The 23653-nt window shown below is 65.6% G+C and carries 23 protein-coding genes and 1 tRNA gene; 12 read left to right on the top strand and 12 right to left on the bottom strand.

The features are described from left to right. Positions 1-173: 173 nt before the first annotated feature. Together HWX36_RS24575 and HWX36_RS24570 are read left to right on the top strand one after the other, a co-directional pair. Positions 174-821 (top strand): RNA pyrophosphohydrolase, encoded by a 648-nt coding sequence (locus HWX36_RS24575; protein ID WP_096472390.1) that lies wholly within the window; start codon positions 174-176, stop codon positions 819-821. 13 nt (positions 822-834) lie between these two features. Further along, a complete protein-coding gene (locus HWX36_RS24570) occupies positions 835-1443 on the top strand; it encodes a CNP1-like family protein (protein WP_175955569.1) in 609 nt (202 codons plus the stop codon). Positions 1444-1538: 95 nt separating this feature from the next. Here the strand turns inward: HWX36_RS24570 and proB are convergent, their stop codons facing one another. The 4 genes from proB to rplU form a co-directional block, all read right to left on the bottom strand. Next, positions 1539-2657 carry a glutamate 5-kinase gene (gene proB, locus HWX36_RS24565; protein WP_175955567.1) on the bottom strand — a complete coding sequence of 373 codons (1119 nt, stop codon included), beginning with the start codon at positions 2655-2657 and terminating at the stop codon, positions 1539-1541. Positions 2658-2746: 89 nt separating this feature from the next. Beyond that, complete coding sequence (gene obgE / locus HWX36_RS24560) at positions 2747-3859, bottom strand: GTPase ObgE (protein ID WP_175955565.1); 1113 nt, start codon at positions 3857-3859, stop codon at positions 2747-2749. 187 nt (positions 3860-4046) lie between these two features. Beyond that, positions 4047-4310 (bottom strand): 50S ribosomal protein L27, encoded by a 264-nt coding sequence (gene rpmA / locus HWX36_RS24555; protein WP_006476999.1) that lies wholly within the window; start codon positions 4308-4310, stop codon positions 4047-4049. Between the two features lie 24 nt (positions 4311-4334). After that, on the bottom strand, positions 4335-4646 hold the full coding sequence (gene rplU / locus HWX36_RS24550; protein ID WP_006025184.1) for a 50S ribosomal protein L21: 312 nt from the start codon (positions 4644-4646) through the stop codon (positions 4335-4337). Positions 4647-4856: 210 nt separating this feature from the next. On the opposite strand from rplU, the gene HWX36_RS24545 reads away from it, so the two are divergent. The 9 genes from HWX36_RS24545 to HWX36_RS24505 all read left to right on the top strand — a co-directional run bounded on the left by HWX36_RS24545 (position 4857) and on the right by HWX36_RS24505 (position 12764). Then, positions 4857-5852, top strand: a complete 996-nt coding sequence (locus tag HWX36_RS24545; protein WP_175955563.1) for a polyprenyl synthetase family protein — start codon at positions 4857-4859, stop codon at positions 5850-5852. Between the two features lie 177 nt (positions 5853-6029). Beyond that, positions 6030-6106 (top strand) — tRNA-Pro (locus HWX36_RS24540). 140 nt (positions 6107-6246) lie between these two features. Next, positions 6247-7539 (top strand): HlyC/CorC family transporter, encoded by a 1293-nt coding sequence (locus HWX36_RS24535; protein WP_175955561.1) that lies wholly within the window; start codon positions 6247-6249, stop codon positions 7537-7539. Between the two features lie 83 nt (positions 7540-7622). Continuing rightward, a complete protein-coding gene (locus HWX36_RS24530; protein WP_175955559.1) occupies positions 7623-8900 on the top strand; it encodes an ATPase, T2SS/T4P/T4SS family in 1278 nt (425 codons plus the stop codon). Next, entirely contained in the window at positions 8897-10108 is a 1212-nt protein-coding gene (locus tag HWX36_RS24525) for a type II secretion system F family protein (RefSeq protein ID WP_175955557.1), read from the top strand. Before HWX36_RS24530 ends, HWX36_RS24525 begins: the two co-directional genes overlap by 4 nt. Positions 10109-10153: 45 nt before the next feature. After that, positions 10154-11065, top strand: coding sequence for an A24 family peptidase (locus tag HWX36_RS24520; protein WP_175955555.1), 912 nt, complete (start codon positions 10154-10156; stop codon positions 11063-11065). Position 11066: 1 nt separating this feature from the next. Next, a complete protein-coding gene (gene coaE / locus HWX36_RS24515) occupies positions 11067-11675 on the top strand; it encodes a dephospho-CoA kinase (RefSeq protein ID WP_175955553.1) in 609 nt (202 codons plus the stop codon). Between the two features lie 107 nt (positions 11676-11782). Further along, positions 11783-12538, top strand: coding sequence for a cell division protein ZapD (gene zapD / locus HWX36_RS24510; RefSeq protein WP_039353119.1), 756 nt, complete (start codon positions 11783-11785; stop codon positions 12536-12538). Between the two features lie 25 nt (positions 12539-12563). Then, a complete protein-coding gene (locus HWX36_RS24505; RefSeq protein WP_059493383.1) occupies positions 12564-12764 on the top strand; it encodes a DNA gyrase inhibitor YacG in 201 nt (66 codons plus the stop codon). A 60-nt stretch (positions 12765-12824) separates the two neighbouring features. On the opposite strand, the gene HWX36_RS24500 is transcribed toward HWX36_RS24505, so the two are convergent. The 4 genes from HWX36_RS24500 to secA form a co-directional block, all read right to left on the bottom strand. Continuing rightward, the gene (locus tag HWX36_RS24500; RefSeq protein ID WP_175955551.1) at positions 12825-13283 is read right to left on the bottom strand and encodes an NUDIX domain-containing protein; all 459 of its coding nucleotides are present in this window, start codon (positions 13281-13283) and stop codon (positions 12825-12827) included. Continuing rightward, positions 13280-14149, bottom strand: coding sequence for an ATP-binding protein (locus HWX36_RS24495; RefSeq protein ID WP_175955549.1), 870 nt, complete (start codon positions 14147-14149; stop codon positions 13280-13282). The genes HWX36_RS24500 and HWX36_RS24495 overlap by 4 nt, the downstream gene beginning before the upstream one ends. Positions 14150-14168: 19 nt before the next feature. Then, positions 14169-15410: a bifunctional glutamate N-acetyltransferase/amino-acid acetyltransferase ArgJ gene (argJ, locus tag HWX36_RS24490; protein ID WP_175955547.1), complete on the bottom strand. Its 1242-nt coding sequence runs from the start codon at positions 15408-15410 to the stop codon at positions 14169-14171. Between the two features lie 144 nt (positions 15411-15554). After that, entirely contained in the window at positions 15555-18353 is a 2799-nt protein-coding gene (gene secA, locus HWX36_RS24485; RefSeq protein WP_175955545.1) for a preprotein translocase subunit SecA, read from the bottom strand. Positions 18354-18609: 256 nt separating this feature from the next. Between secA and HWX36_RS24480 the strand changes: the two genes are divergently transcribed. Next, positions 18610-19086, top strand: coding sequence for a DUF721 domain-containing protein (locus tag HWX36_RS24480; RefSeq protein ID WP_175955535.1), 477 nt, complete (start codon positions 18610-18612; stop codon positions 19084-19086). An 86-nt stretch (positions 19087-19172) separates the two neighbouring features. On the opposite strand, the gene lpxC is transcribed toward HWX36_RS24480, so the two are convergent. The 4 genes from lpxC to ftsA form a co-directional block, all read right to left on the bottom strand. Further along, complete coding sequence (gene lpxC / locus HWX36_RS24475) at positions 19173-20090, bottom strand: UDP-3-O-acyl-N-acetylglucosamine deacetylase (RefSeq protein WP_011350845.1); 918 nt, start codon at positions 20088-20090, stop codon at positions 19173-19175. Positions 20091-20330: 240 nt separating this feature from the next. Next, the gene (locus HWX36_RS24470; protein ID WP_175955803.1) at positions 20331-20837 is read right to left on the bottom strand and encodes a peroxiredoxin; all 507 of its coding nucleotides are present in this window, start codon (positions 20835-20837) and stop codon (positions 20331-20333) included. 188 nt (positions 20838-21025) lie between these two features. Continuing rightward, positions 21026-22222, bottom strand: coding sequence for a cell division protein FtsZ (ftsZ, locus tag HWX36_RS24465; RefSeq protein WP_011350843.1), 1197 nt, complete (start codon positions 22220-22222; stop codon positions 21026-21028). A gap of 191 nt (positions 22223-22413) precedes the next feature. Further along, positions 22414-23646 (bottom strand): cell division protein FtsA, encoded by a 1233-nt coding sequence (gene ftsA / locus HWX36_RS24460; RefSeq protein WP_006487138.1) that lies wholly within the window; start codon positions 23644-23646, stop codon positions 22414-22416. Positions 23647-23653 lie beyond the last annotated feature (7 nt).

Genomic DNA, 23653 nt, shown 5'->3' with positions numbered 1-23653 from the left:
AGTTTCAAGGTGAAAAAGCTGCGCGCGACGAACGACGATGGCGCAGATGACGTAGCAGACTAATCAGGGACGAATCAGCCGGTGCACACCGCTCGGATTCGCTCCGTCACGGTGCGCAGCGCCCGTTATCTGTTTATAATCAAAGCAATTTTAAAGGATTCGAAGGTGGTTGTATGCTGGATCGTGAAGGCTTTCGCCCGAACGTCGGCATCATCCTCTTGAACGCGCGCAACGAGGTGTTTTGGGGCAAGCGGCTCCGCGAGCATTCCTGGCAGTTTCCTCAAGGTGGGATCAAGTACGGCGAGACCCCCATGCAGGCGATGTACCGGGAACTGCACGAGGAAACGGGCCTGCATCCGGAACACGTCAAGATAATCGGCCGCACCCGCGACTGGTTGCGTTATGAGGTGCCTGACAAGTTCATTAAACGCGAAGTACGCGGTCATTACCGCGGCCAGAAGCAGATCTGGTTCCTGCTGCGGATGGTTGGACGCGATTGCGACATTTGCTTGCGCGCGACCGACCACCCGGAGTTCGATGCGTGGCGCTGGAACGAGTACTGGGTGCCGCTCGATGCGGTGATCGAGTTCAAGCGGGATGTCTATCAGTTGGCGCTGACGGAACTGTCGCGCTTCCTGCGCCGCCCGGCGCAGCGAGCCGAGAAGCCGCGTGGGCCGCGTCTGTCGCGCTATCCGCGCGTCATTGGCGCGCAGGCCCAGCAGACGCTGACGATTGTCGATACATCGGTAGTCTGTTCGGAGATCGAAGTGGAAGCGAGCACGCTCGACGAGATGCCGCCCCACGTGATCGTCGGCAAATGACGAATCGAACTGCATGACCGGGCGCGACCTTGGTGTCGCGCCCTTTTTTTACAAGGAATGCATATTGAAAGCGATTGCTCTCGCGCTCGCATCGATTGTCGCGGCGGCCACGCTGGCCGGTTGCGCGAATTCGAAGACGCCCACCAACAAGGATGACAGCGCGTTCGTGTATCTGCTGGACCGCCAAGGCACCTGGAAGGAAAACGCGGTCGACTCGCTGCCGCCGCTGCCGCAAACGGGCGACCTGCTTCCGTTCAACGTATCGCAGAACACGCCGCTCAAGTTCTTCGTCGATGCGAAGTCGCTCGCGGTCGGCACCGATGGCGTCGTGCGCTACGCGGTCGTCATCACGAGCCCGGCCGGCGCGCGCAACGTGAACTACGAGGGTATCCGCTGCGACACCTACGAATGGCGCCAGTATGCCGGCCTGAATGCGGAACACGACGGCTGGGATCGCACCGTCGAGAACGACTGGCGGCGCATCGAGAACGGCGAGCTGAATGCCTACCACTCGGCGCTCTATCAGGACTACTTCTGCGCGAACAAGATGCCGCAGGGCTCGACCCAGCAGATCCTGGAGAACATCCGGTTTCACCGCACCGCGATGAGCCAGTTGCACTGACGGCGCGCGGCGCCCGCCGCGCCCCTGTCCGCCGCATAAAAAAAGCCCGCATCACGCGGGCTTTTTCATTTGACGGCCGGAACCGGCACGAATGGTCACACCAGCACCAGGTTGTCGCGATGGATCAACTCGGGCTCCAGCATGTAGCCGAGCACGGATTCGATCTCGCCGCTCGGCTTGCGGTGAATCAGTTTCGTCTCCGCACTGCTGTAGTTCGTGAGTCCACGCGCCACCTCGCGCCCGTCGGGGCCGACACACGCGATGACTTCGCCGCGCGCGAACGCGCCCTGCACGTCGATCACGCCGATCGGCAGCAGGCTCTTGCCGCCAGCCGTCAGCTTCTCGACCGCGCCCGCGTCGATCACGACATGACCGCGCACCTGAAGATGGTCGGCCATCCACTGCTTGCGCGCCGCCATCCGCGCGGTACGTGCGATCAGTTGCGTGCCGATCGCCTCGCCGGCCGCCAGACGCACGAGCACGTCGGCCTCCCGGCCGCTCGCGATCACGGTGTTCGCGCCGCTGTGTGCCGCGCGCTTCGCCGCGAGGATCTTCGTCAGCATCCCGCCGCGGCCGAGGCTCGAGCCCGCGCCGCCGGCCATCGCCTCGAGTTCCGGCGCGCCGGCATTGGCTTCCGCAACGAGCGTCGCGCCCGGGTCCTTGCGCGGATCGGCGGTGAACAGCCCCGACTGATCGGTCAGGATGATCAGTGCATCGCCTTCGATCAGGTTTGCAACGAGCGCGCCGAGCGTGTCGTTGTCGCCGAACTTGATTTCGTCGGTGACGACCGTGTCGTTCTCGTTGATGATCGGCACGACGCCAAGCCGCAGCAGCGTCAGCATCGTCGAACGCGCATTCAGGTAACGTTCGCGGTCCGCCAGGTCGGCATGCGTCAGCAGGATCTGCGCGGTGCGGATGTCGTGCTCGGTGAAGCGGCTCTCATAGACCTGCGCGAGCCCCATCTGGCCGACTGCGGCGGCAGCCTGCAACTCGTCGATTTCCCGCGGCCGCTTGCTCCAGCCGAGCCGCTGCATCCCTTCGGCAATCGCCCCCGAACTGACGAGCACGACTTCCTTGCCCTGGGCGCGCAGTGCGGCGATCTGGGCCGCCCAACGGCCGATTGCCGCATGATCGAGCCCCTTGCCGTCGTTGGTCACGAGGCTGGAGCCCACCTTCACCACCAATCGCTTCGAATCCGCGATGATCGAACGCATCCTGCACTGTCTCCTGTATCTGATGCCTGCCCGGCCGGGCGCGATTGAACGCCGACGCCGGACCGCACGCCCGGCGCGCTCGGAACCGTTCAGGCGTCGTCGCCCGGCGCTGCATCGCCCTTGGCAGGCGGCGCGTCGCGGAAACGCACGTCTGCCGCGAGATCTTCCGCCTCCGCCGCGCGATGCGCGTCCGAATGTTCGGAGAGATAGTCGTAGATCGCGTAGCACAACGCTTCACAACCCTGACCCGTCAGTGCCGAGATCTCGAACACGGGGCCATCCCACTCGAAGCGCTCGAGGAAATCCGCGACGCGCGCCTTGCGCTCGTCTTCCGGCACCATGTCGAGCTTGTTGAGCACGAGCCAGCGCGGCTTCTCGTACAGCGCCTCGTCGTACTTGCGCAGTTCGCCGACGATCGCCTTCGCTTCCGCAACCGGATCGACGCTTTCGTCGAACGGCGCGAGATCGACGAGATGCAGCAGCACGCCCGTGCGCTGCAGGTGGCGCAGGAACTGATGGCCAAGGCCCGCGCCTTCGGCGGCGCCCTCGATCAGCCCCGGGATGTCGGCGATCACGAAGCTCTTGCTCGGACCGACACGCACCACGCCGAGATTCGGCGCAAGCGTCGTGAACGGGTAATCGGCGATCTTCGGCCTCGCGTTCGACACCGACGAAATGAACGTCGACTTGCCCGCGTTCGGCATGCCGAGCAGGCCGACATCGGCGAGCACCTTCAGTTCGAGCTTCAGCATGCGACGCTCGCCGGGCTTGCCGTCCGTCTTCTGGCGCGGCGCGCGGTTCGTGCTCGACTTGAAATGCAGGTTGCCGAGCCCGCCGGCGCCGCCCTGCGCAAGCATCACCTGCTGGTCGTGCTCGGTCAGGTCGGCGATCAGCTCGCCGGTATCCATGTCGCTGATGATCGTGCCGACCGGCATGCGCAGCGTGACGTCGTCGCCGCCCTTGCCGTAGCAATCCGAGCCGCGCCCGTTTTCGCCGTTGCGCGCCAGATGCTTCTTCGCGTAACGGTAGTCGATCAGCGTGTTGATGTTGCGGTCGGCGATCGCGTACACGCTACCGCCCCGGCCGCCGTCGCCGCCGTCCGGCCCGCCGAACGGGACGAATTTCTCGCGGCGCATCGACGCACTGCCATCGCCTCCGTCGCCGGCGATGACTTCGATTCGTGCTTCGTCAATGAACTTCATTCGTCACTCCGCCCAGTATTTCCGCTATTGTGCCGCGCGCCGGCGCGCTTGAACAATCTGCCGTTCGGCCGATCGTACGCCGGTTGCGCGATGGTCGCCCGAACGCACACGCGCCCGTCGACCAAATAAAAAAGGCCCCGCGAAGACTGCGGGGCCTTTCGGCTACGAAGCCCTTGGGTGCCTGAATTTAGGCAGCCGCCGGGACAACGATGACCAGATGCTTCTTGTCCGCGCCCTTCGTCGCGAACTTGACGTGACCGTCGACCAGCGCGAACAGGGTGTGATCCTTGCCCATGCCGACGTTCTCGCCTGCGTGCATGCGCGTACCGCGCTGACGCACGATGATGCCGCCGGCATTGATTGCCTGGCCGCCGTACACTTTCACGCCGAGACGTTTCGACTCGGAGTCGCGGCCGTTCCGGGAAGAGCCGCCTGCCTTTTTGTGTGCCATCTGATTGCTCCTTTACCGAGGCGCTTACGCGTTGATCGCGTCGATGCGCAGCTCAGTGTAGTTCTGGCGGTGGCCGCCGTGCTTTTGGTAGTGCTTCCGGCGACGCATCTTGAAGATGGTGACCTTGGCATGACGACCGTGCGACACAACGGTGGCCTTGACGGAAGCCCCACTGACCAGCGGCGTACCGAACTTAATCGATTCGCCTTCGCCCACTGCGAGAACCTGGTCGAGCGTGATTTCAGCGTCAATGTCAGCCGGTATCTGTTCTACTTTGAGTTTTTCGCCAACGGCAACCTTGTACTGCTTGCCGCCGGTTTTTATGACCGCGTACATTGAGAACCTCACTCTGGATCCAATTTTTCCGCACACCACGCGCGGAAAACACGTGATTATACATGGGGTTAGCACCTGAGTCAAAACCGATTGACGATTGCCGCGCGCGGGCCTCGGCCGAACGGCCAAATTCGAGGCTGCGGCACGTGTGACAGACCGGGATATCTCGGATTCGACTTATAATCCGCCGCATCACCCAATTCCATCATCATGTCGTCGTCCACCGCCTCCCCCACCCTCAGCGCCGCCCATCTGCTCGCTCCGATCACCAGTGACATGGAGCAGGTGAATCGCGTTATCCGGCAAAGCCTCGCGTCCGATGTGCTGCTGATCAACCAGATCGCCGAATACATCATCGGCGCGGGCGGCAAGCGGCTGCGCCCGGCATTGCTGCTGCTCGTCGCCGGCGCGCTCGGCGAGACGTCGCACCAGCGGCACGTGCTGGCGGCCGTCGTCGAGTTCATCCACACGGCCACGCTGCTGCATGACGACGTCGTCGACGAATCCGAGCTGCGCCGCGGCCGCCAGACCGCCAATGCGCTGTTCGGCAACGCAGCGAGCGTGCTGGTAGGCGACTACCTCTACTCGCGCTCGTTCGAGATGATGGTCGGGGTCGGCAAGATGCGCGTGATGGAGATCCTGTCCGAAGCGACGACGATCATTTCCGAAGGCGAGGTACTACAGCTCCTCAACATGCACGACGCGGACGTCGACGAAACGCGCTACATGCAGGTGATCCGCTACAAGACGGCCAAGCTGTTCGAGGCGTCGGCTCGTCTGGGCGCGGTACTCGCAGGTGCCGATGCGCCGACCGAAGCCGCCGCCGCCGAATACGGCCGCCGGATCGGTACCGCGTTCCAGATCATGGACGACTGGCTCGACTACGCGGGCACCGTCGAGGCAATGGGCAAGAATGCCGGCGACGACCTGCGCGAAGGCAAGCCGACGCTGCCGCTTATCTATCTGATCGAACGCGGCACGCCCGAACAGTCGGCGCTGGCACGCGAGGCGATCGAACAAGGTGGCACCGATCGCTTCGACACGATTTTCGAAGCGATCACGCGCTCCGGCGCACTCGACCACACGCTCGAATGCGCACGCCAGGAAGCACAGGCGGCGGCAGCGGCAATCGTCGCGTTCCCCGATTCGATCTACAAGGAAAGCCTGCTCGCGTTGTGCTCGTACTCGACGTCGCGGCAGTCGTAAGTCCATGCCATGCGCCGCCGCCCCGGCCGCAACGCATGTTCGACACGGGAAAATCACCTGTCTCGAAAAATTTCTTCCCAAAGGCCTTCCCTTTTTAAAGAAACGTCGTTATAGTTATGTTCTTGCTCGACGACGCAGCGGTTTTGAAGAAAACTGCGAAATCAGAAGAGTACAAATCGGGGTGTAGCTTAGCCTGGTAGAGCGCTACGTTCGGGACGTAGAGGCCGGAGGTTCGAATCCTCTCACCCCGACCAGATTTGTAAAAAACCGTGCACTTCGTGCACGGTTTTTTTTTGCCCGGCCGCCGCAGGCCCTCGTGTCGCGCACGACACATCGCAGCCGCCGGCCTCTGCTATATTCCTTCCATCCCTGTCCTTCACTGCCCTTCCAACGCGTGGACCAAATTCCCTTATGGGCGCAAATCGGCGCCGTCTTCCTGCTTCTCCTCTGTTCCAGCTTCTTTTCGATTTCCGAGACCGCGATGATGGCGCTCAACCGCCATCGGCTGAAGCATCTCGCCGGCCAGGGCGCACTCGGCGCGAAAACCACGCAAGGGCTGCTGACGCGCACTGACCTGCTGCTCAGCGTGATCCTGATCGGCAACAACCTGTTCAACACGATCATCCCGGTCCTGACGACGTCGCTCGCGCTGCATACGTTCGGCCGCAACAACCTCGCGCTGTCGATCGCGACCGGCATCGTCGCGTTCCTGATCATCGTGTTCGCCGAAATCGCGCCGAAGATCGTCGGCGCGACGTTCCCCGAACGCATCGCGCTGCCCGCGAGCCTCGTGATCGCGCCGCTGATGCGCGTGTTCAAGCCGGTCGTCTGGTTCGTCAACGCACTCGCGAACGGCGTGCTGTGGGTGCTGCGCATCAACACGAAGAAGGGTCGCGACCAGCGAATGTCGGCCGACGAGCTGCGGGCCATCGTGCTCGAGTCGAGCAGTTTCATGCCGACCAAGCACCGCAGCATCCTGCTCAACCTGTTCGACCTCGAGAACATCACGGTCGACGACGTGATGGTGCCGCGCCGCCAGATCGAGTCGCTCAACTTCTACGCGCCGCTCGACGACGTCCTGCACCAGCTCGAAACCTGCTATCACAACCGGCTCGTCGTCTATGAAGGCGACATCGACAAGGTGCTCGGCGTGCTGCACGTCCGCAAGACGCTGACCGCGCTGCACAACCAGGAGTTCGACCGCGAGACGCTACGCACGCTGCTCGCCGAGCCGTACTACGTGCCGTCCGGCACGCCGGTGGTCCAGCAGCTCCAGTTTTTCCAGGAAACGCGGCAGCGGACCGCGCTCGTCGTCAACGAGTACGGCGAGCTCGAAGGGCTCGTCACGCCCGAAGACATCATCGAGGAGCTGATCGGCGAATTCACGACGTCGATGCCGCGCAGCGAACGCGCGGGCGGCTGGGACGAGAACGGTGAATGCATCGTCTCGGCAAGCATGCCGCTGCGCGAACTGAATCGCTGGCTGCACCTGAAGCTGCCGACCGACGGGCCGAAGACGCTGAACGGCCTGGTGCTCGAAATCCTCGAGGAAATTCCGGAAGACGACGTGTGCCTGAAAATCGGCGACGTGATGCTTGAAGTGATGCGCAGCGACGATCAGGCCGTGCGCACCGTCAAGCTCTTCAAGCCGCGCGCCTCGCGCACCGCACGCGTCGCCGCCCGCTAGCCGAACGGCCGACTGCCGGCGCCGCCCGCGACGCGCGACCATCTGCTGGTCACGGTCAACAGGCGGCCAGCGCGCCGGCTCACATGCATTTCCCTCCTCCCGGGGCGCCGCTGCGCGCGCAGCCGCCGCCCGCTCACTCCGATGTGTCGTCCGCCGCCGCACCGCGCACGCTCGACGCGGCCCAGCTCGACGATGCGCCGGCCGTGCGGTTGCTGACGGATACCCTTCACGCGGCTCGCGTGCGCGACGCATCCGACATCCACGTCGAACCATTCGAAGCCGGCTGGCGCATCCGCCTTCGCATCGACGGCGTGCTGCACGAACATGCGCGGCCGCCCCTTCATCTGCGCGACGCGCTCGTCACACGGATCAAGGTGCTCGCGCGCATGGACATCGCCGAGCGGCGGCTCCCGCAGGACGGCAGGCTGCGCATCGTGATCGACGGCGGTACGCGCGGCGACTACCGGGTCAGCTCCCTGCCCACGTTGTTCGGTGAAAAGCTCGTGCTGCGGCGCCTGGAGACGCTGCCACCCGACCTCACGCTCGCCCGCCTCGGCTTCGACGCGCAGCAGGCGGCCGCAATGGAGGCCGCGATACGCGCGCCGCATGGTCTCGTACTCGTCACGGGCCCGACCGGCAGCGGCAAGACGCTGTCGCTCTACTGCGCGCTGCAGATGCTCGATCGCGACGCGCACAACGTCTGCACGGTCGAGGATCCTGCCGAGATCCAGCTCGACGGCATCAGCCAGGTCGGTGTCGCCGAAAAGGCGGGGCTCACGTTCGCGACAGCACTGCGCGCGTTGCTGCGGCAGGATCCGGACATCATCATGGTCGGCGAGATTCGCGATGCGGAGACGGCCGACGTCGCGATCAAGGCCGCGCAGACAGGCCATCTCGTGCTGTCGACACTGCACACGAACGATGCGCCGACCGCCGTCGCGCGACTGCTCGACATCGGCGTCGCACCGTACAACCTCGCGGCCGCGCTGCACCTGGTCACCGCGCAACGCCTCGTCCGGCGGCTGTGCACCGCCTGCCGCGTGCACTCGGACGCACCGGTGCCCGTCCTGCGCGAAACCGGCTGCGACCCGGCTGCCCTCGCAGCCGGATGGCGGCCGTTCGTCGCACGCGGCTGTCCGGCCTGTCACGGCATCGGCTATCGCGGCCGTGTCGGCCTGCATCAGACCATGCCGGTATCGCCCGGGCTGGCGGAACGCATCGTCGCACGGGCGAGTGTCGGCGAACTCGCGCAATGCGTGGCGGCCGAAGGCGTGCGCAGTCTGCGCGACGCGGCGCTCGCGCGCGTCCACGACGGCACGACGAGCATCGCGGAAGCCCTCGCCGCGACACCTGCATCATGAGCATGCGCACGCCGCCGCGTGAAACCCGCTTCGCATGGCGCGGCCGCCGTCGCGACGGCACGTCGCGCCGCGGCACCGTCGTCGCATTCGACGCGGCGAGCGCACGCGCCGCGCTCGCACGCGACGGCATCGCCGTGCTGTCGCTCGACCTCCGCGGGCCGGCCCGGCCGCCAACGGCCGGCGCGCGGGATGTCACGCGCTTCACGCGCCAGCTCGCAAGCCTGCTGCAGGCCGGGTTGCCGCTCGCGCCGTCGCTCGAGATGCTCGCGCGTACGCGGCCACACGACGGCCTGCCGCGCATCGCCGCGGGTCTCGCCCGCGAGATCGTCGGCGGCCGGCGCTTCGCCGATGCACTCGCACGCTATCCCTCCCAGTTCGGCACGCTGTATCGCCAGCTGATCGAAGTCGGCGAAGCGTCCGGCTCGCTCGGCATCGTGCTGACCCGGGTCGCGGAGCACCGCGAGCGTACCGACGCGCAGTGGCGCAAGGCGCGGGCCGCGCTCGCCTACCCGGCGGCCGTCATCCTGTTCGGGCTCGCGATCTCGGCCGCGTTGATGGTGTGGGTGGTACCGACGTTCCGCCAGATCTTCGACGGTTTTGGCGCCGCACTGCCGGCACCGACCCGCGCGCTGCTCGCGCTGTCCTCCGCGCTGTCGGCGTGGGGCGGCGTGCTCGCTGCCGGTGCGGCCGCAGCCGGGCTGGCAGCACATCACGCGCTGCGGCGGTCTGCACCGCTGCGCCACGCTGTCGCGCGGCACCTGCTGCACGCGCCGCTCGCGGGTGGTGCGCTCAGTCGGTACGCGGCCGCACGCTGGTGCCGCTCGCTTGCGACGCTGCTCGGCGCCGGCGTGCCGCTCGCCGACGCCTTTGCCACGCTCGAGCGCACCGCCGGCCATCCGGTGTTCGAGCACGCCACTGCGCATATCGCAGCCCGCGTGCTGCGCGGCGCACGCCTCGCGGACGCGATGCAGTCCGCCGGCTGCTTTCCGGACGACGTCGTGCAGCCGATCGCCGTCGCCGAGGAGACCGGTGCGCTCGACACGATGCTCGCCGACATCGCCGCGTTGTGCGAACGCCAGCTCGACGCACGTTTCGATGCACTCGCCGCGCTCGGCGAACCGCTGATCGTGATCGTACTGGGCGCACTCGTCGGTGGCCTCGTGATCGCGATGTACCTGCCCATCCTTCAGCTCGGCAACGTGGTGTAGCATCGCAACCGAATCTGTCGCCTTTTAGTCCGAACCTTGAGCCTCATGATGCCAGTGCCCCTGTACGCCGTTACCGATTCGCCCGAGAGCACGCTGCTCGCGCTGGCGATGCTGCCGCCCGCGCTGCAGTATGCGTTCGCGGTCGCCATCGGCCTTTGCGTCGGCAGCTTCCTGAACGTGCTCGTGCACCGGCTGCCCGTGATGATGCAGCGCGCGTGGCAGGCCGAGATCGATGAGGCGACCGGCAACGCGAGCGCCCCGCCCGACGACGGCTACCCGCCGCGTTACGATCTGTGGCGCCCGCGCAGCGCCTGCCCGCATTGCGGCCACGTGCTGCGCGCATGGGAAAACATCCCGCTCGCCAGCTATCTGATACTGCGCGGGCGCTGCCGGCGCTGCGGCCACGCGATCGGCATCCGCTATCCGCTCGTCGAGCTCGCGTGCGCGCTGCTCGCCGCCGGCTCGCTCGCGGCATTCGGCCCGACCGTCGCCGCGCTTGCCGCGTTTGCACTGTGCGCCGCGCTGCTCGCGATGAGCGCAATCGATATCCGGACGGGCTACCTGCCCGACTCGATGACGCTGCCGCTCCTCTGGGCCGGGCTCGCGCTGAACCTCGGCGGAACATTCACGTCGCTGCGCTCGGCCGTGATCGGGGCCATGGCCGGCTACCTGTTCCTGTGGTCGATCTACTGGCTGTTCAAATGGCTGCGGGGCATCGAGGGCATCGGTTTCGGCGACCTGAAGCTGCTCGCCGCGCTCGGCGCATGGATGGGCTGGGCCGCATTGCCGCAGGTCGTGCTGTTCGCTGCGGTGACGGGTGCGATCGTCGGGCTCATTGCGACCTGGCGCGGCCGCATGCGCTTCGAGGAGCCGATTCCGTTCGGCCCGTTCCTCGCGGCAGGCGGCGTCGCGACGCTGTTTTTCGGCACCCCTTTCTATTCGGCGCTCGGAGGCTGACATGTTCGCAATCGGACTGACCGGCGGCATCGGCAGCGGCAAGACGACCGTCGCCGATCTGTTCGGCGCCCGCGGCGCGTCGCTGGTCGATACCGATCTGATCGCCCATCGCATCACCGCGCCGGGCGGTCTCGCGATGCCCGCGATCGCACAGGCATTCGGCCGCGGCTTCGTTGCCGCCGACGGCTCGCTCGATCGCGCGAAGATGCGCGCACTGATTTTCAGCGACGACGCCGCGCGCCGGCGCCTCGAAGCGATCACGCACCCGCTGATCCGCGCCGAGACCGATCGCGAAGCGCGCGAAGCGCAAGGCCCGTACGTGATGTTCGTCGTGCCGCTGCTCGTCGAGTCGGGCAACTGGAAAGCGCGCGGCGATCGCGTGCTCGTCGTCGATTGCCCGGTCGAAACGCAGATTGCACGCGTGATGCGGCGCAACGGCTTCACGCGCGAGCAGGTCGAAGCGATCATCGCGAAACAGGCGACGCGCGAAGCCCGTCTCGCGGCGGCCGACGACGTGATCGTCAACGACGCGACGACACCCGATGCGCTCGCCGCGCAGGTCGATGCACTGCACCAACGCTATCTCGGGTTCGCGGCCGCTGCGCACTGAGCATCACGCGATCGTGATGGTGTACGAAATTGGCGCGTTGCTAGGGTAGAGAGTGAGCATTAGAATGTCCTGCATTGTTTCAATTCCTACCCAAGAGGCGAGCGCGCTTGATTCTTTACGAGTATCCGTTCAACGAGCGAATTCGCACGCTGTTGCGCCTCGAAGATCTCTTCGAGCGCTTCGCGTTCTTTTTGGCTCAGGAGGACCCGCGTGAACACCACGTCGCGCTGACGACGCTGTTCGAAATCGCCGAGGTAACGGGCCGCGCGGACCTGAAATCGGATCTGATGAAGGAGCTCGAACGTCAGCGCCAGACGCTCGCCCCCTTTCGCGGCAATCCGGGCATCGAGCAGAACGCGCTCGAAGCCGTGCTCGGCGAAATCGAGCAGACGCTCGCGAATCTCGCGCAGATGCAGGGCAAGACCGGGCAGCACCTCGTCGACAACGAGTGGCTCGCCAGCATCCGCAGCCGTGCGGTGATTCCCGGCGGCACGTGCAAGTTCGACCTGCCGTCGTACTACGCATGGCAGCAGTGGCCGGCCGAGCAGCGGCGCCAGGACATCGCGAAGTGGATCCTGCCGATGCTGCCGCTGCGCGATGCCGTGACGATCGTGCTGCGGCTCGCGCGCGAATCGGGCCAGGCGTCGAAGGTCATGGCGATGCAGGGCAGCTACCAGCAGATGCTGTCCGGCCGCACGTACCAATTGATGCAGGTGCGCGTGCCGCCGGAGCTGCGCGTCATTCCCGAAGCGAGCGCCAACAAATACATGCTGTGGGTACGGTTCACCATGCAGGACGGCGATGTGCGGCCGCGCGCGGTGGACATCGACGTGCCGTTCCATCTGACACTGTGCAATCTGTAACGGCCGCGGGCCGGATCGCTTTCGTATGACTACCGTTGTGAAATGCCCGTCGTGCGGCGCCGAAGTGCGCTGGACGCCCGAAAATCAGTTCCGCCCGTTCTGCTCGGCCCGCTGCAAGCAGCTCGACCTCGGCGCATGGGCCGCGGAAAAGTACCGGATCGGTGGATCCTCCGACGAGGGCCCCTCGTCGGAGGAGGACGGCACGGACAACCGTCGAGACAGCTGAGCGGTGCACGGCACTGCCCGCTGGTGATATGGCCCGCCTTTCCGGCAGGCCATCGTGGCGTCAGTTCGACGCGGCTTCCTTCTCGAGCAGCTCGAGCACCGGCAGCGCGGCCGGCAGCAGCGGCGCGACGTCGACCGGCAGTTGCTGCCACACGAACGCCTGCCCCTCCTTGCTGTGCGGCTCGCCCGTCCAGCCCGTCACCTTGCAGAAATACAGCCGCACGTACGCATGCGGATAATCGTGCTCGAGCGTGTGCCAGCGATGGCTGGCCGTGACTTCGATGCCGAGTTCCTCGTGCAGTTCGCGCGCAAGCGCATCCTCGACGCTTTCGCCGGCTTCCAGCTTGCCGCCCGGAAACTCCCAGTAGCCTTCATACGGCTTGCCTTGCAGCCGCTGCGCGAGCAGGTAGCGGCAGCGGCCGACCGGGCCGTCCGGCTGCACCATCACGCCGACCGCGACTTCCGTCACCTTGCGGCCATCGGGCGCGCGCGCCGCGCCTTGTGCGAGATCCGCGCTCATGCCTGCTCCTTGCGGCCCGACCAGTCGCGCGCAAACTGCCACGCGACGCGCCCCGACCGTGAGCCGCGCTCGAGCGCCCACACGAGCGCGTCGCCGCGTGCGGATTCGATCTCCGCGTCCGGGCAGCCGAAATGACGCAGCCAGTGCCCGACGATGTCGAGGTAGTCATCCTGCTTGAACGGATAGAAGCTGACCCACAAGCCGAAGCGCTCCGACAGCGAGATCTTTTCCTCGACGACCTCGCCGGGGTGAATCTCGCCATCCGGGAGATGCTTGTACGTCTCGTTGTCGCTCATGTACTCGGGCAGCAGATGGCGGCGATTCGACGTCGCGTAGATCAGCACGTTGTCCGACTGCGCGGCGATCGAGCCGTCGAGCGCGACCTTCAGCGCCTTGTAGCCCGACTCGCCCTCCTCGAACGACAGGTCGTCGCAGAACACGATGAAGCGCTCGGGACGTTGCGAGATCAGGTCGACGATGTCGCCGAGATCGTGCAGGTCGTCCTTGTCGACTTCGATCAGGCGCAGGCCGTCCTTCGCATACGCGTTCAGGCACGCCTTGATCAGCGACGATTTGCCGGTACCGCGCGCGCCGGTCAGCAGCACGTTGTTGGCCGGCTTCTGCTGCACGAACTGCCGCGTGTTCTGTTCGATCAGCCCTTTCTGGCGATCGATGTTGTGCAGATCGTCGAGCGTGATCGACGAAACGGCCGGCACCGGCTGCAGATAGCCGCGCCCCTGGCGCGTGCGCCAGCGGAACGCGTGGGCGGCATTCCAGTCGACCGCTGCCGGCGCGGGCGGCAGCATCCCCTCGAGACGGCCGAGCAGCGCTTCGGCGCGCGTCAGAAACTGTTCAAGCTTGTCCATGTCGTCCGGGCACTCCCGATCAGGAGCGGTAATCCGCGTTGATGCTCACGTAGTCGTGCGACAGGTCGCACGTCCAGATGGTGGCCTGCGCGTCGCCGCGGCCGAGCAGCACGCGGATCGTGATTTCGCTCTGCTTCATCACGCGCTGGCCGTCCTCTTCCTGGTAGGCCGGATTGCGGCCGCCCGCCTTCGCGACGAGCACGTCGTCGAGATAGAGGTCGATCTTGTCGACGTCGAGATCCGCGACGCCCGCATAGCCGATCGCCGCGAGAATCCGGCCGAGGTTGGGGTCGGATGCGTAGAAGGCCGTCTTCACCAGCGGCGAATGGCCGATTGCGTAAGCAATCTGGCGGCATTCCGCGACACTCTTGCCGCCTTCGACCTGCACCGTCATGAATTTCGTCGCGCCTTCGCCATCGCGCACGATCAGTTGCGACAGCACCTGCGCGACTTCCGTCACCGCATCGCGCAGCGCCGCATAGGCCGGCGAATCGGTCGACGTGATCGCCGGCAGCGTGCTCTTGCCCGACGCGATCAGGATGAACGAGTCGTTCGTCGACGTATCGCCGTCGATCGTGATGCAGTTGAACGAGCGGTCGGCCACTTCCTTCACGAGCGTGTCGAGCACCGGCTGCGCGACGTTCGCGTCGAATGCGAGGAAACCGAGCATCGTCGCCATGTTCGGCTTGATCATGCCCGCGCCCTTGCTGATGCCCGTCAGCGTGACCGTGTGGCCGTCGATCGTCACCTGGCGCGACGTGGCCTTCGGCAGCGTGTCCGTCGTCATGATCGCCTGCGCGGCGTCAAACCAGTTCGCGGCCTTGCGGTTCGCGAGCGCAGCCGGCAACCCGGCCTTCAGGCGATCGATCGGCAGCGGCTCGAGGATCACGCCGGTCGAGAACGGCAGCACCTGCGCCGGCTCGATGCCCGCGAGGCGCGCGAGTTCCGTGCAGGTTGCGCGCGCGTTCACGAGGCCTGGCTCGCCGGTGCCCGCGTTCGCATTGCCCGTATTCACGACGAGCGCGCGAATGCCCGCGCCGCCTGCCCGCACCTTCGCCAGGTGCTCGCGGCAGACGGTGACCGGCGCTGCGCAGAAACGGTTTTCGGTGAATACGCCCGCGACCGTCGCGCCTTCGTCGACGGAGATGACCAGCACGTCCTTGCGATTCGGCTTGCGGATGTTCGCTTCCGCCCAGCCGAGCGTGACGCCGGCGACGGGATGCAGTTGGGCGGGATCGATCGACGGAAAATTGACAGCCATGGGGCACACCTGCCGGATGGAAAATGCCGGCATACGCCGGCATCGATTGGAAGAACCGGCGGCCGCACGCGCGGGCCGCCGCAACTCACATCACTCACTCGAAGCTGCGAACGAAGCGGCACGCGTGACGCGCGCCGCCGTCGATCATGACAGCTTGCCGTGACATTGCTTGTACTTCTTGCCGCTGCCGCACGGGCACGGGTCGTTGCGGCCGACCTTCGGCATCTCGCCGCCGGGGCCGCTGTGCGTCATCGCGCTGCCGATCATGTCGGCCGTCGCGGTGGCCGCGGCGGCAGCCGCGACGTTCGCCACCGGCGCACCGGCTTCCGCGTAATCGGCGTGCTGGAACTCGACGTTCTCGAGATGACCGCCACGCTCCTCGATCTGCTCGGCGGCTTGCTCGAGCTGTTCCGGCGACTGGATCTGCACGTTCATCACGATGCGCGTGACTTCCTGCTTGATCGCCTCGAGCATCGCGGCGAACAGCTCGAACGCTTCGCGCTTGTATTCCTGCTTCGGGTTCTTCTGCGCATAGCCGCGCAGGTGGATGCCTTGGCGCAGGTGGTCGAGCGCCGCGAGGTGCTCGCGCCACAGGCGGTCGACCGTCTGCAGCATCACCGAGCGCTCGAACGCGCTGAACGATTCGCGGCCGACCATCGCGACCTTCGCCTCGTACTGCTCGTCGGCGGCCGTCGTCACCGCGTCGAGGATCTCCTCGGCCGTGATCGACGACGACTCGTTCACCATTTCCTGGATCGCGAGGTCGAGCTGCCAGTCGTTGCGCAGCGCTTCCTCGAGCTCGGGCACGTCCCACTGCTCCTCGATGCTGCCTTCCGGCACGAACTGGCGGACGACTTCGGTAATCACGCCATGACGCATCGCGGTGATCGTCTCGGTGATGTCGTGCGCTTCGAGCAGCTCGTTACGCTGCTGGTAGATCACCTTGCGCTGGTCGTTCGACACGTCGTCGTATTCGAGCAGCTGCTTGCGGATGTCGAAGTTGCGCGCTTCGACCTTGCGCTGCGCGGACTCGATCGAGCGCGTGACGATGCCTGCCTCGATCGCCTCGCCTTCCGGCATCTTCAGGCGATCCATGATCGAACGCACGCGGTCGCCCGCGAAGATGCGCAGCAGCGGGTCGTCGAGCGACAGGTAGAAGCGCGACGAGCCCGGATCGCCCTGGCGGCCTGCACGGCCGCGCAGCTGGTTGTCGATCCGGCGCGACTCGTGGCGCTCGGTGCCGATGATGTGCAGGCCGCCCGCGGCCTTCACCTGCTCGTGCAGCGTTTCCCACTCGTCGTGCAGCTTCTGGATACGGCGCGCCTTTTCGTCGGCCGGGATCGCTTCGTCGGCTTCGATGAAGCCGGCCTGCTTCTCGACGTTGCCGCCGAGCACGATGTCGGTGCCGCGGCCGGCCATGTTGGTCGCGATCGTGATCGCGCGCGGACGGCCGGCTTCCGCGACAATCGCGGCTTCACGTTCGTGCTGCTTCGCGTTCAGTACCTCGTGAGGCAACCCGGCCTGCTTCAGCAGGTGCGACAGCAGTTCGGAATTCTCGATCGACGTCGTGCCGACCAGCACCGGCTGGCCGCGTTCGTAGCAATCGCGGATGTCGCGGATCACCGCGTCGTAGCGCTCCTTGGCCGTCTTGTAGATCTGGTCCTGCTTGTCGATCCGCTTCGGCGGACGGTTGGTCGGGATCACGACCGTCTCGAGGCCGTAGATCTCGTTGAATTCGTACGCTTCGGTGTCGGCGGTGCCGGTCATGCCGGCCAGCTTCGCGTACATCCGGAAGTAATTCTGGAACGTGATCGAGGCGAGCGTCTGGTTCTCGCTCTGGATCTTCACGTGTTCCTTCGCCTCGACGGCCTGGTGCAGGCCGTCGGACCAGCGGCGGCCGGCCATCAGGCGGCCCGTGAATTCGTCGACGATCACCACCTCGCCGTTCTGTACGACGTAGTGCTGATCCTTGTGGAACAGCGTGTGGGCGCGCAGCGCCGCGTACACGTGGTGCATCAGCGTGATGTTCTGCGGCGCGTACAGGCTCTCGCCCTCGCCGATCAGGCCCCATTCGGCGAGCAAGCGCTCCGCCTTCTCGTGGCCCGATTCAGTCAGGAACACCTGACGCGCCTTCTCGTCGAGCGTGTAGTCGCCCGGCTTCTCGACGCCCGTGCCGTCGGCCTTCTCTTCTCCGATCTGGCGCTCGAGCAGCGGCGGCAGTGCGTTCATCCGCACGTACAGTTCGGTGTGATCCTCGGCCTGACCCGAAATGATCAGCGGCGTGCGTGCCTCGTCGATCAGGATCGAGTCCACTTCGTCGACGACCGCGAAGTTCAGTGCCCGCTGCACGCGCGCGTCGGTCTCGTAGACCATGTTGTCGCGCAGGTAGTCGAAGCCGAACTCGTTGTTCGTGCCGTACGTGATGTCCGCCGCGTAGGCCTGCTGCTTCTGGTCGTGCTCCATGCCGGACAGGTTGATGCCGACCGACAGACCGAGGAAGTTGTAGAGGCGCGCCATCCATTCGGCGTCGCGCTGCGCGAGGTAATCGTTGACGGTCACCACGTGCACGCCGCGGCCGGCCAGCGCATTCAGGTACACGGGCAGCGTCGCGACGAGCGTCTTGCCCTCGCCAGTGCGCATTTCCGCGATCTTGCCGTAGTGCAGCACCATGCCGCCGATCATCTGCACGTCGAAGTGCCGCATCTTCAGCACGCGACGGCTGGCCTCGCGACAGACCGCGAATGCCTCGGGCAGCAGCTTGTCGAGCGACTCGCCGGCCGCGATCCGCTGGCGGAATTCGTCCGTCTTGCCGCGCAACTGGTCGTCCGTCAGCTTCTCGATCTGCGTTTCGAGCGCATTGATCGTCGTGACGGTCTTTTGGTATTGCTTGACGAGCCGCTGGTTGCGGCTGCCAAAAATTTTCTGGAGAAAACCGGTTGTCATCGGATCGGATCCTGCGTCGCAGCACCGGCGCCCGGCGCGTATTGCGCGCCCCGACGCCCGAGCCTCGGCGGCTTAGCGAATTAGTGGACTCAAACGACGAATTTTAGCACGCGGGGACGCGCGCGCCCGTGTCTCGGCCGGACGGACACTGCGCGCCGACGGCCGGGCCCACTGGGCGAAAGCCGCCCGTGCCCGGGCCCGCGCGGGTACAATCGGCGTCAACGTCCGCGCGCGTGCGCGCCCGAAGAATGCCTCGATGAACCGATTTTCCAAGCGTTTCGGCCCGTCCGCCGCATATCGCCCGCAACCCGTATCCGAAGTACTCGGCCGCACCGACGCATTCGCGGCGCTGCGCGCCGGCGTCGAGCAAATCGCGTCGCTGCAGCGCGATCTGGCCGCGCTCCTGCCCGACTACCTGGCGAACCACGTCGAGCCCGGCTTCGTGAAGGACGGGACCCTGACCCTCTTTGCTGCGCACAACGCACTGGCCGCGCGGCTGCGGCAGGTCGAGCCGCGGCTGCTCGGCGATCTGCAAAAGCGCGGCTGGCCGGTCTCGACGCTGCGCGTGCGCGTGCGCCCGAAGGATGCGCCGGAGCCGCCGCACGTGAAGCAGGCGCGGATGACGTCGGTCGGCGCGTCGGCGTTGCGCGACCTGGCCGACCATCTCGAACCGTCACCGCTTCAGGCCGCGCTCGCGCGGATGGCGGCCCGGCACGGTGCGAAGCCGCGCTAACGGCATGTGCCACCGGCCGCGCAGGTGCCCGGCCAATAAAAAAGCAGCCCGAGGGCTGCTTTTTTATTATTTGCGTGGAACGCAGGTCAGGCGAAGGCCGTCTGCATGTCGAACGCGAAACCCTTCGGCGCGGCTTGCGGATCATCGAACGTGACGATCTCGTACGCATCTTCGTTCGCGAGCAGTTCGCGCAGCAGCGCATTGTTCAGCCCGTGGCCCGACTTGTACGCCGTGTACGACGCCAGCAGCGGATGGCCGATCACGTAGAGGTCGCCGATCGCGTCGAGCATCTTGTGCTTCACGAACTCGTCGTCGTAGCGCAGCCCGTCGTTGTTCAGGATGCGGTACTCGTCGAGCACGATTGCGTTTTCCATGCTGCCGCCCCGGGCGAGACCCATCTCGCGCAGCATCTCGGCCTCGTGAGCGAAGCCGAACGTACGTGCACGCGCGATCTCACGCACATACGACGTATTCGCGAAATCGACCTCGAGTTCCTGGCCGGTCTTGTCGACGGCCGGGTGACGGAAGTCGATCGAGAATTTCAGCTTGAAGCCGAAGTACGGGTCGAGACGCGCGAACTTGTCGCCGTCGCGGATTTCGACCGTCTTCTTCACCTTGACGAAGCGTTTCGGCGCGTTCTGCTCCTCGATCCCGGCGGACTGGATCAGGAACACGAAGGTCGCCGCGCTGCCGTCCATGATCGGGATTTCCTCGGCTGTCACGTCGACATAGAGGTTGTCGATGCCGAGGCCGGCACACGCCGACATCAGGTGCTCGACGGTCGACACGCGCACGCCATCCTTCTGCAGCACCGACGCGAGCCGCGTATCGCCGATCGACGTCGCCGCCGCGGGAATGTCGACGGGCGTGGGAAGGTCGACACGCGAGAAGACGATGCCCGTGCCCGGCGCGGCAGGACGGAGCGTCAGCTCGATCTTGCGGCCCGAGTGGACACCGATACCCACGGTCTTCACGATGGATTTGATGGTGCGCTGCTTCAACATGATGTTCTTCGTCGTGATTGAAGATATCAATCAGGAGTTATATTCGATAGGGCAGATTATAGCGTAATTCCCTATTCAGCGTCGTTTGAAACTGCGTATCAATCTGTTTCGCCTGTTTACCCGCGCCGATACGGGACGGGCCGATGCCCGGAACGGAGGCGTTTCCGGTCATCAGCCCGTGTTACAACTGCCCTGAGGCCGGTGAGCAGCGTTGCCGGAAGGCAACGGCGCACCGCACGATCAGGGCGTCAACGTCGCGAGAACACTCGCCGCATCGCTCACTTCGAATTTGCCCGGCGCCTCGACGGCCAGCGTCTTGACCACACCGCCGTCAATCACCATCGCGTAGCGCAGGGAACGAATTCCCATGCCACGCGCGGACAAATCCTGCGTCAGCCCCAGCGCATGAGTGAAAGCCGCGCTACCGTCCGCCATCATGCGCACCTTGCCCGCGGTGTGCAGATCACGTCCCCATGCGCCCATCACGAATGCGTCGTTGACGGACACGCACCAGATCTCGTCGATACCCGCCGCGCGCAATTGCTCGGCGTGTTCGACGTAGCCCGGCACATGCTGCGCCGAGCAGGTCGGCGTGAAAGCGCCCGGCAATCCGAAGATCACCACCCGCTTTCCCGCAACCTGGTCGCGCACGCTGCAGGCGTTCGGCCCCAGCGTGCACCCTTCGCGCGCGTCGTCGATGTACTCGAACAGTTGCGCGTCGGGCAGCGCGTCGCCCACTTGAATCATGGCTGGTCCCTCATAGCGATACGGTTTTTCAGCGTGTTGCGGACAACATGGCCCATCCCGCCCCGCTTGTGCGGAGAGGGCACGTTTCCCGGCCCGGCGTCGCAGCCGACGCGGCCTGTCGTGGTCCGTAGCATCCGTCACGCCGGCGATACCGCGGCAGATTCGCCGCGGCTTCGCCTGTGTTTGCGTCAGTCAGCCTGCTTGCGCAGGAAAGCCGGGATGTCGTACGTGTCGACCCCCTTCTCCTGCAGCGCCTGCACGTGCGATGCCGCGGTTTCGCGCGAATTGCGCCACACCGCCGGCGTATCGAGCGCGCCGTAGTCTGCCGTGCTCACGTGATGCGTCGGTGCATAGCCGTGCGAAACCGCGCTGACCGGCTGGTTGTCCGTACCCGTACGCAGCAGCGTCATCGGTGCCGACTGCTGCTTCTTCGCCGCACGGCCCAGACCCGTCGCCACGACCGTCACGCGCAGTGCATCGCCCATCGCATCGTCGTACACCGCACCGAAGATCACCGTCGCATCTTCCGCCGCGTAGCTCTTGATCGTGTTCATCACTTCGCGCGTTTCCGACAGGCGCAGCGAACGGCTCGACGTGATGTTGACCAGCACGCCGCGCGCGCCCGACAGATCGACGCCTTCGAGCAGCGGGCTCGCCACGGCCTGTTCCGCCGCGAGGCGCGCGCGATCGACGCCGGCGACCGTCGCCGTGCCCATCATCGCCTTGCCCTGCTCGCCCATCACCGTCTTCACGTCTTCGAAGTCGACGTTCACGAGGCCATCGACATTGATGATTTCAGCGATGCCCGCGACCGCGTTGTTCAACACGTCGTCCGCGCACTGGAAGCACTTGTCCATCTCGGCGTCGTCGCCCATCACGTCGAACAGCTTGTCGTTCAGGACGACGATCAGCGAGTCGACGTGATCCTCCAGTTGCTGCGAACCGGCTTCAGCGACGCGCATGCGCTTGCCGCCTTCGAATTCGAACGGCTTGCTGACGACACCCACCGTCAGGATGCCCATCTCCTTCGCGATCTGCGCGACCACCGGTGCCGCGCCCGTGCCCGTACCGCCGCCCATGCCGGCCGTGATGAACACCATGTGCGCGCCGCGCAGTGCGTCGGCGATGCGCTCACGCGCTTCTTCCGCTGCCGCACGGCCCATTTCCGGCTTCGCGCCAGCGCCCAGACCCGTGTTGCCGAGCTGGATCACCGACGATGCGCGCGAACGCGACAGCGCCTGCGCATCCGTGTTCATCACGATGAAGTCGACGCCCTGCACGCCGCGGTTGATCATGTGCTGGACGGCATTGCCGCCAGCGCCGCCAACGCCGACCACCTTGATGATGGTGCCGTTGGTCTCGGTTTCCAGCATTTCGAATTCCATGTTGCCTCCGTCAAGAGAATGACTGCTACTCGGCCGTTATTCGGCAGGAGATCGGGCAACCCCCTGTCGCGCGCCAGCCGCCGGCACCAGCGCGAATTTCGATTCGGTTCGTCCTCGAGAAAACGCCGGGCCGCCCCAGGTTTTCTTGGCCCCCTCGGGGGCAGGCTCGGCATGCCGAGCCGTGGAAATACTCAAAAATTGCTCAGGAACCATTCCTTCATCCGCGAGAACACCTGTCCCGCGTTGCCGGACTGCACGGCGACCTTGCGGCCGCGCATGCGCTGGGCACTGCCTTCGACGAGCAACCCCATCGCCGTCGAGTAGCGCGGGTTGCGCACGACGTCGGAAAGGCCGCCTGCATACTCCGGCGCGCCGATGCGCACCGGCTTCAGGAAAATGTCTTCGCCGAGCTCGACCATGCCGGGCATCATCGAGGCGCCGCCGGTAATGACCACGCCGGAGCTCAGCAGTTCTTCGTAACCGGATTCGCGCACGACCTGCTGCACGAGCGAGAACAGTTCCTCGACGCGCGGCTCGATCACGGCTGCGAGCGCCTGGCGCGACAGCGTGCGCGGGCCGCGTTCGCCGAGGCCTGGTACTTCCACCATTTCGTCCGGATCGGCGAGCGCCTGCTTCGCGATCCCGTAGCCGACCTTGATGTCTTCCGCGTCCGGCGTCGGCGTGCGCAGCGCCATCGCGATGTCGCTCGTGATCTGGTCGCCGGCGATCGGAATCACCGCGGTGTGACGGATCGCGCCTTCGGCGAAGATCGCGATGTCCGTCGTGCCGCCGCCGATGTCGACCAGCACCACGCCGAGATCCTTCTCGTCTTCCGTCAGCACAGCCAGCGACGATGCGAGCGGCTGCAGGATCAGGTCGTTCACTTCGAGCCCGCAACGGCGCACGCACTTGACGATGTTCTGCGCGGCACTCACCGCGCCCGTCACGATGTGCACCTTCACTTCCAGCCGGATCCCGCTCATGCCGATCGGCTCGCGCACGTCTTCCTGGCCGTCGATGATGAATTCCTGCGTGAGGATGTGCAGCACCTGCTGGTCGGTCGGGATGTTGATCGCCTTCGCGGTCTCGATCACGCGCGCGACGTCGGTCTGCGTGACTTCCTTGTCCTTGATCGCAACCATCCCGCTCGAGTTGAAGCTGCGGATGTGGCTGCCCGCGATCCCCGTGAACACGTTGGTGATCTTGCAGTCGGCCATCAGCTCGGCTTCCTCGAGCGCGCGCTGGATCGACTGCACGGTGGCCTCGATGTTGACCACCACACCTTTCTTCAGACCCTTCGACTCGCTCTGGCCGAGACCGATCACCTCGTAGTGGCCCTCGCCCTTCAGCTCGGCGACGATGGCCACCACCTTCGACGTGCCGATGTCGAGGGAAACCAGCAGATCCTTGTAGTCTTTGCTCATAAAGTGC

Source organism: Burkholderia sp. BCC0405, from assembly GCF_902833075.1.
Classification (GTDB): domain Bacteria; phylum Pseudomonadota; class Gammaproteobacteria; order Burkholderiales; family Burkholderiaceae; genus Burkholderia.
The sequence above is the reverse complement of the archived record's forward strand: the minus strand, read 5'-3'. Positions and strand labels throughout refer to the sequence as shown.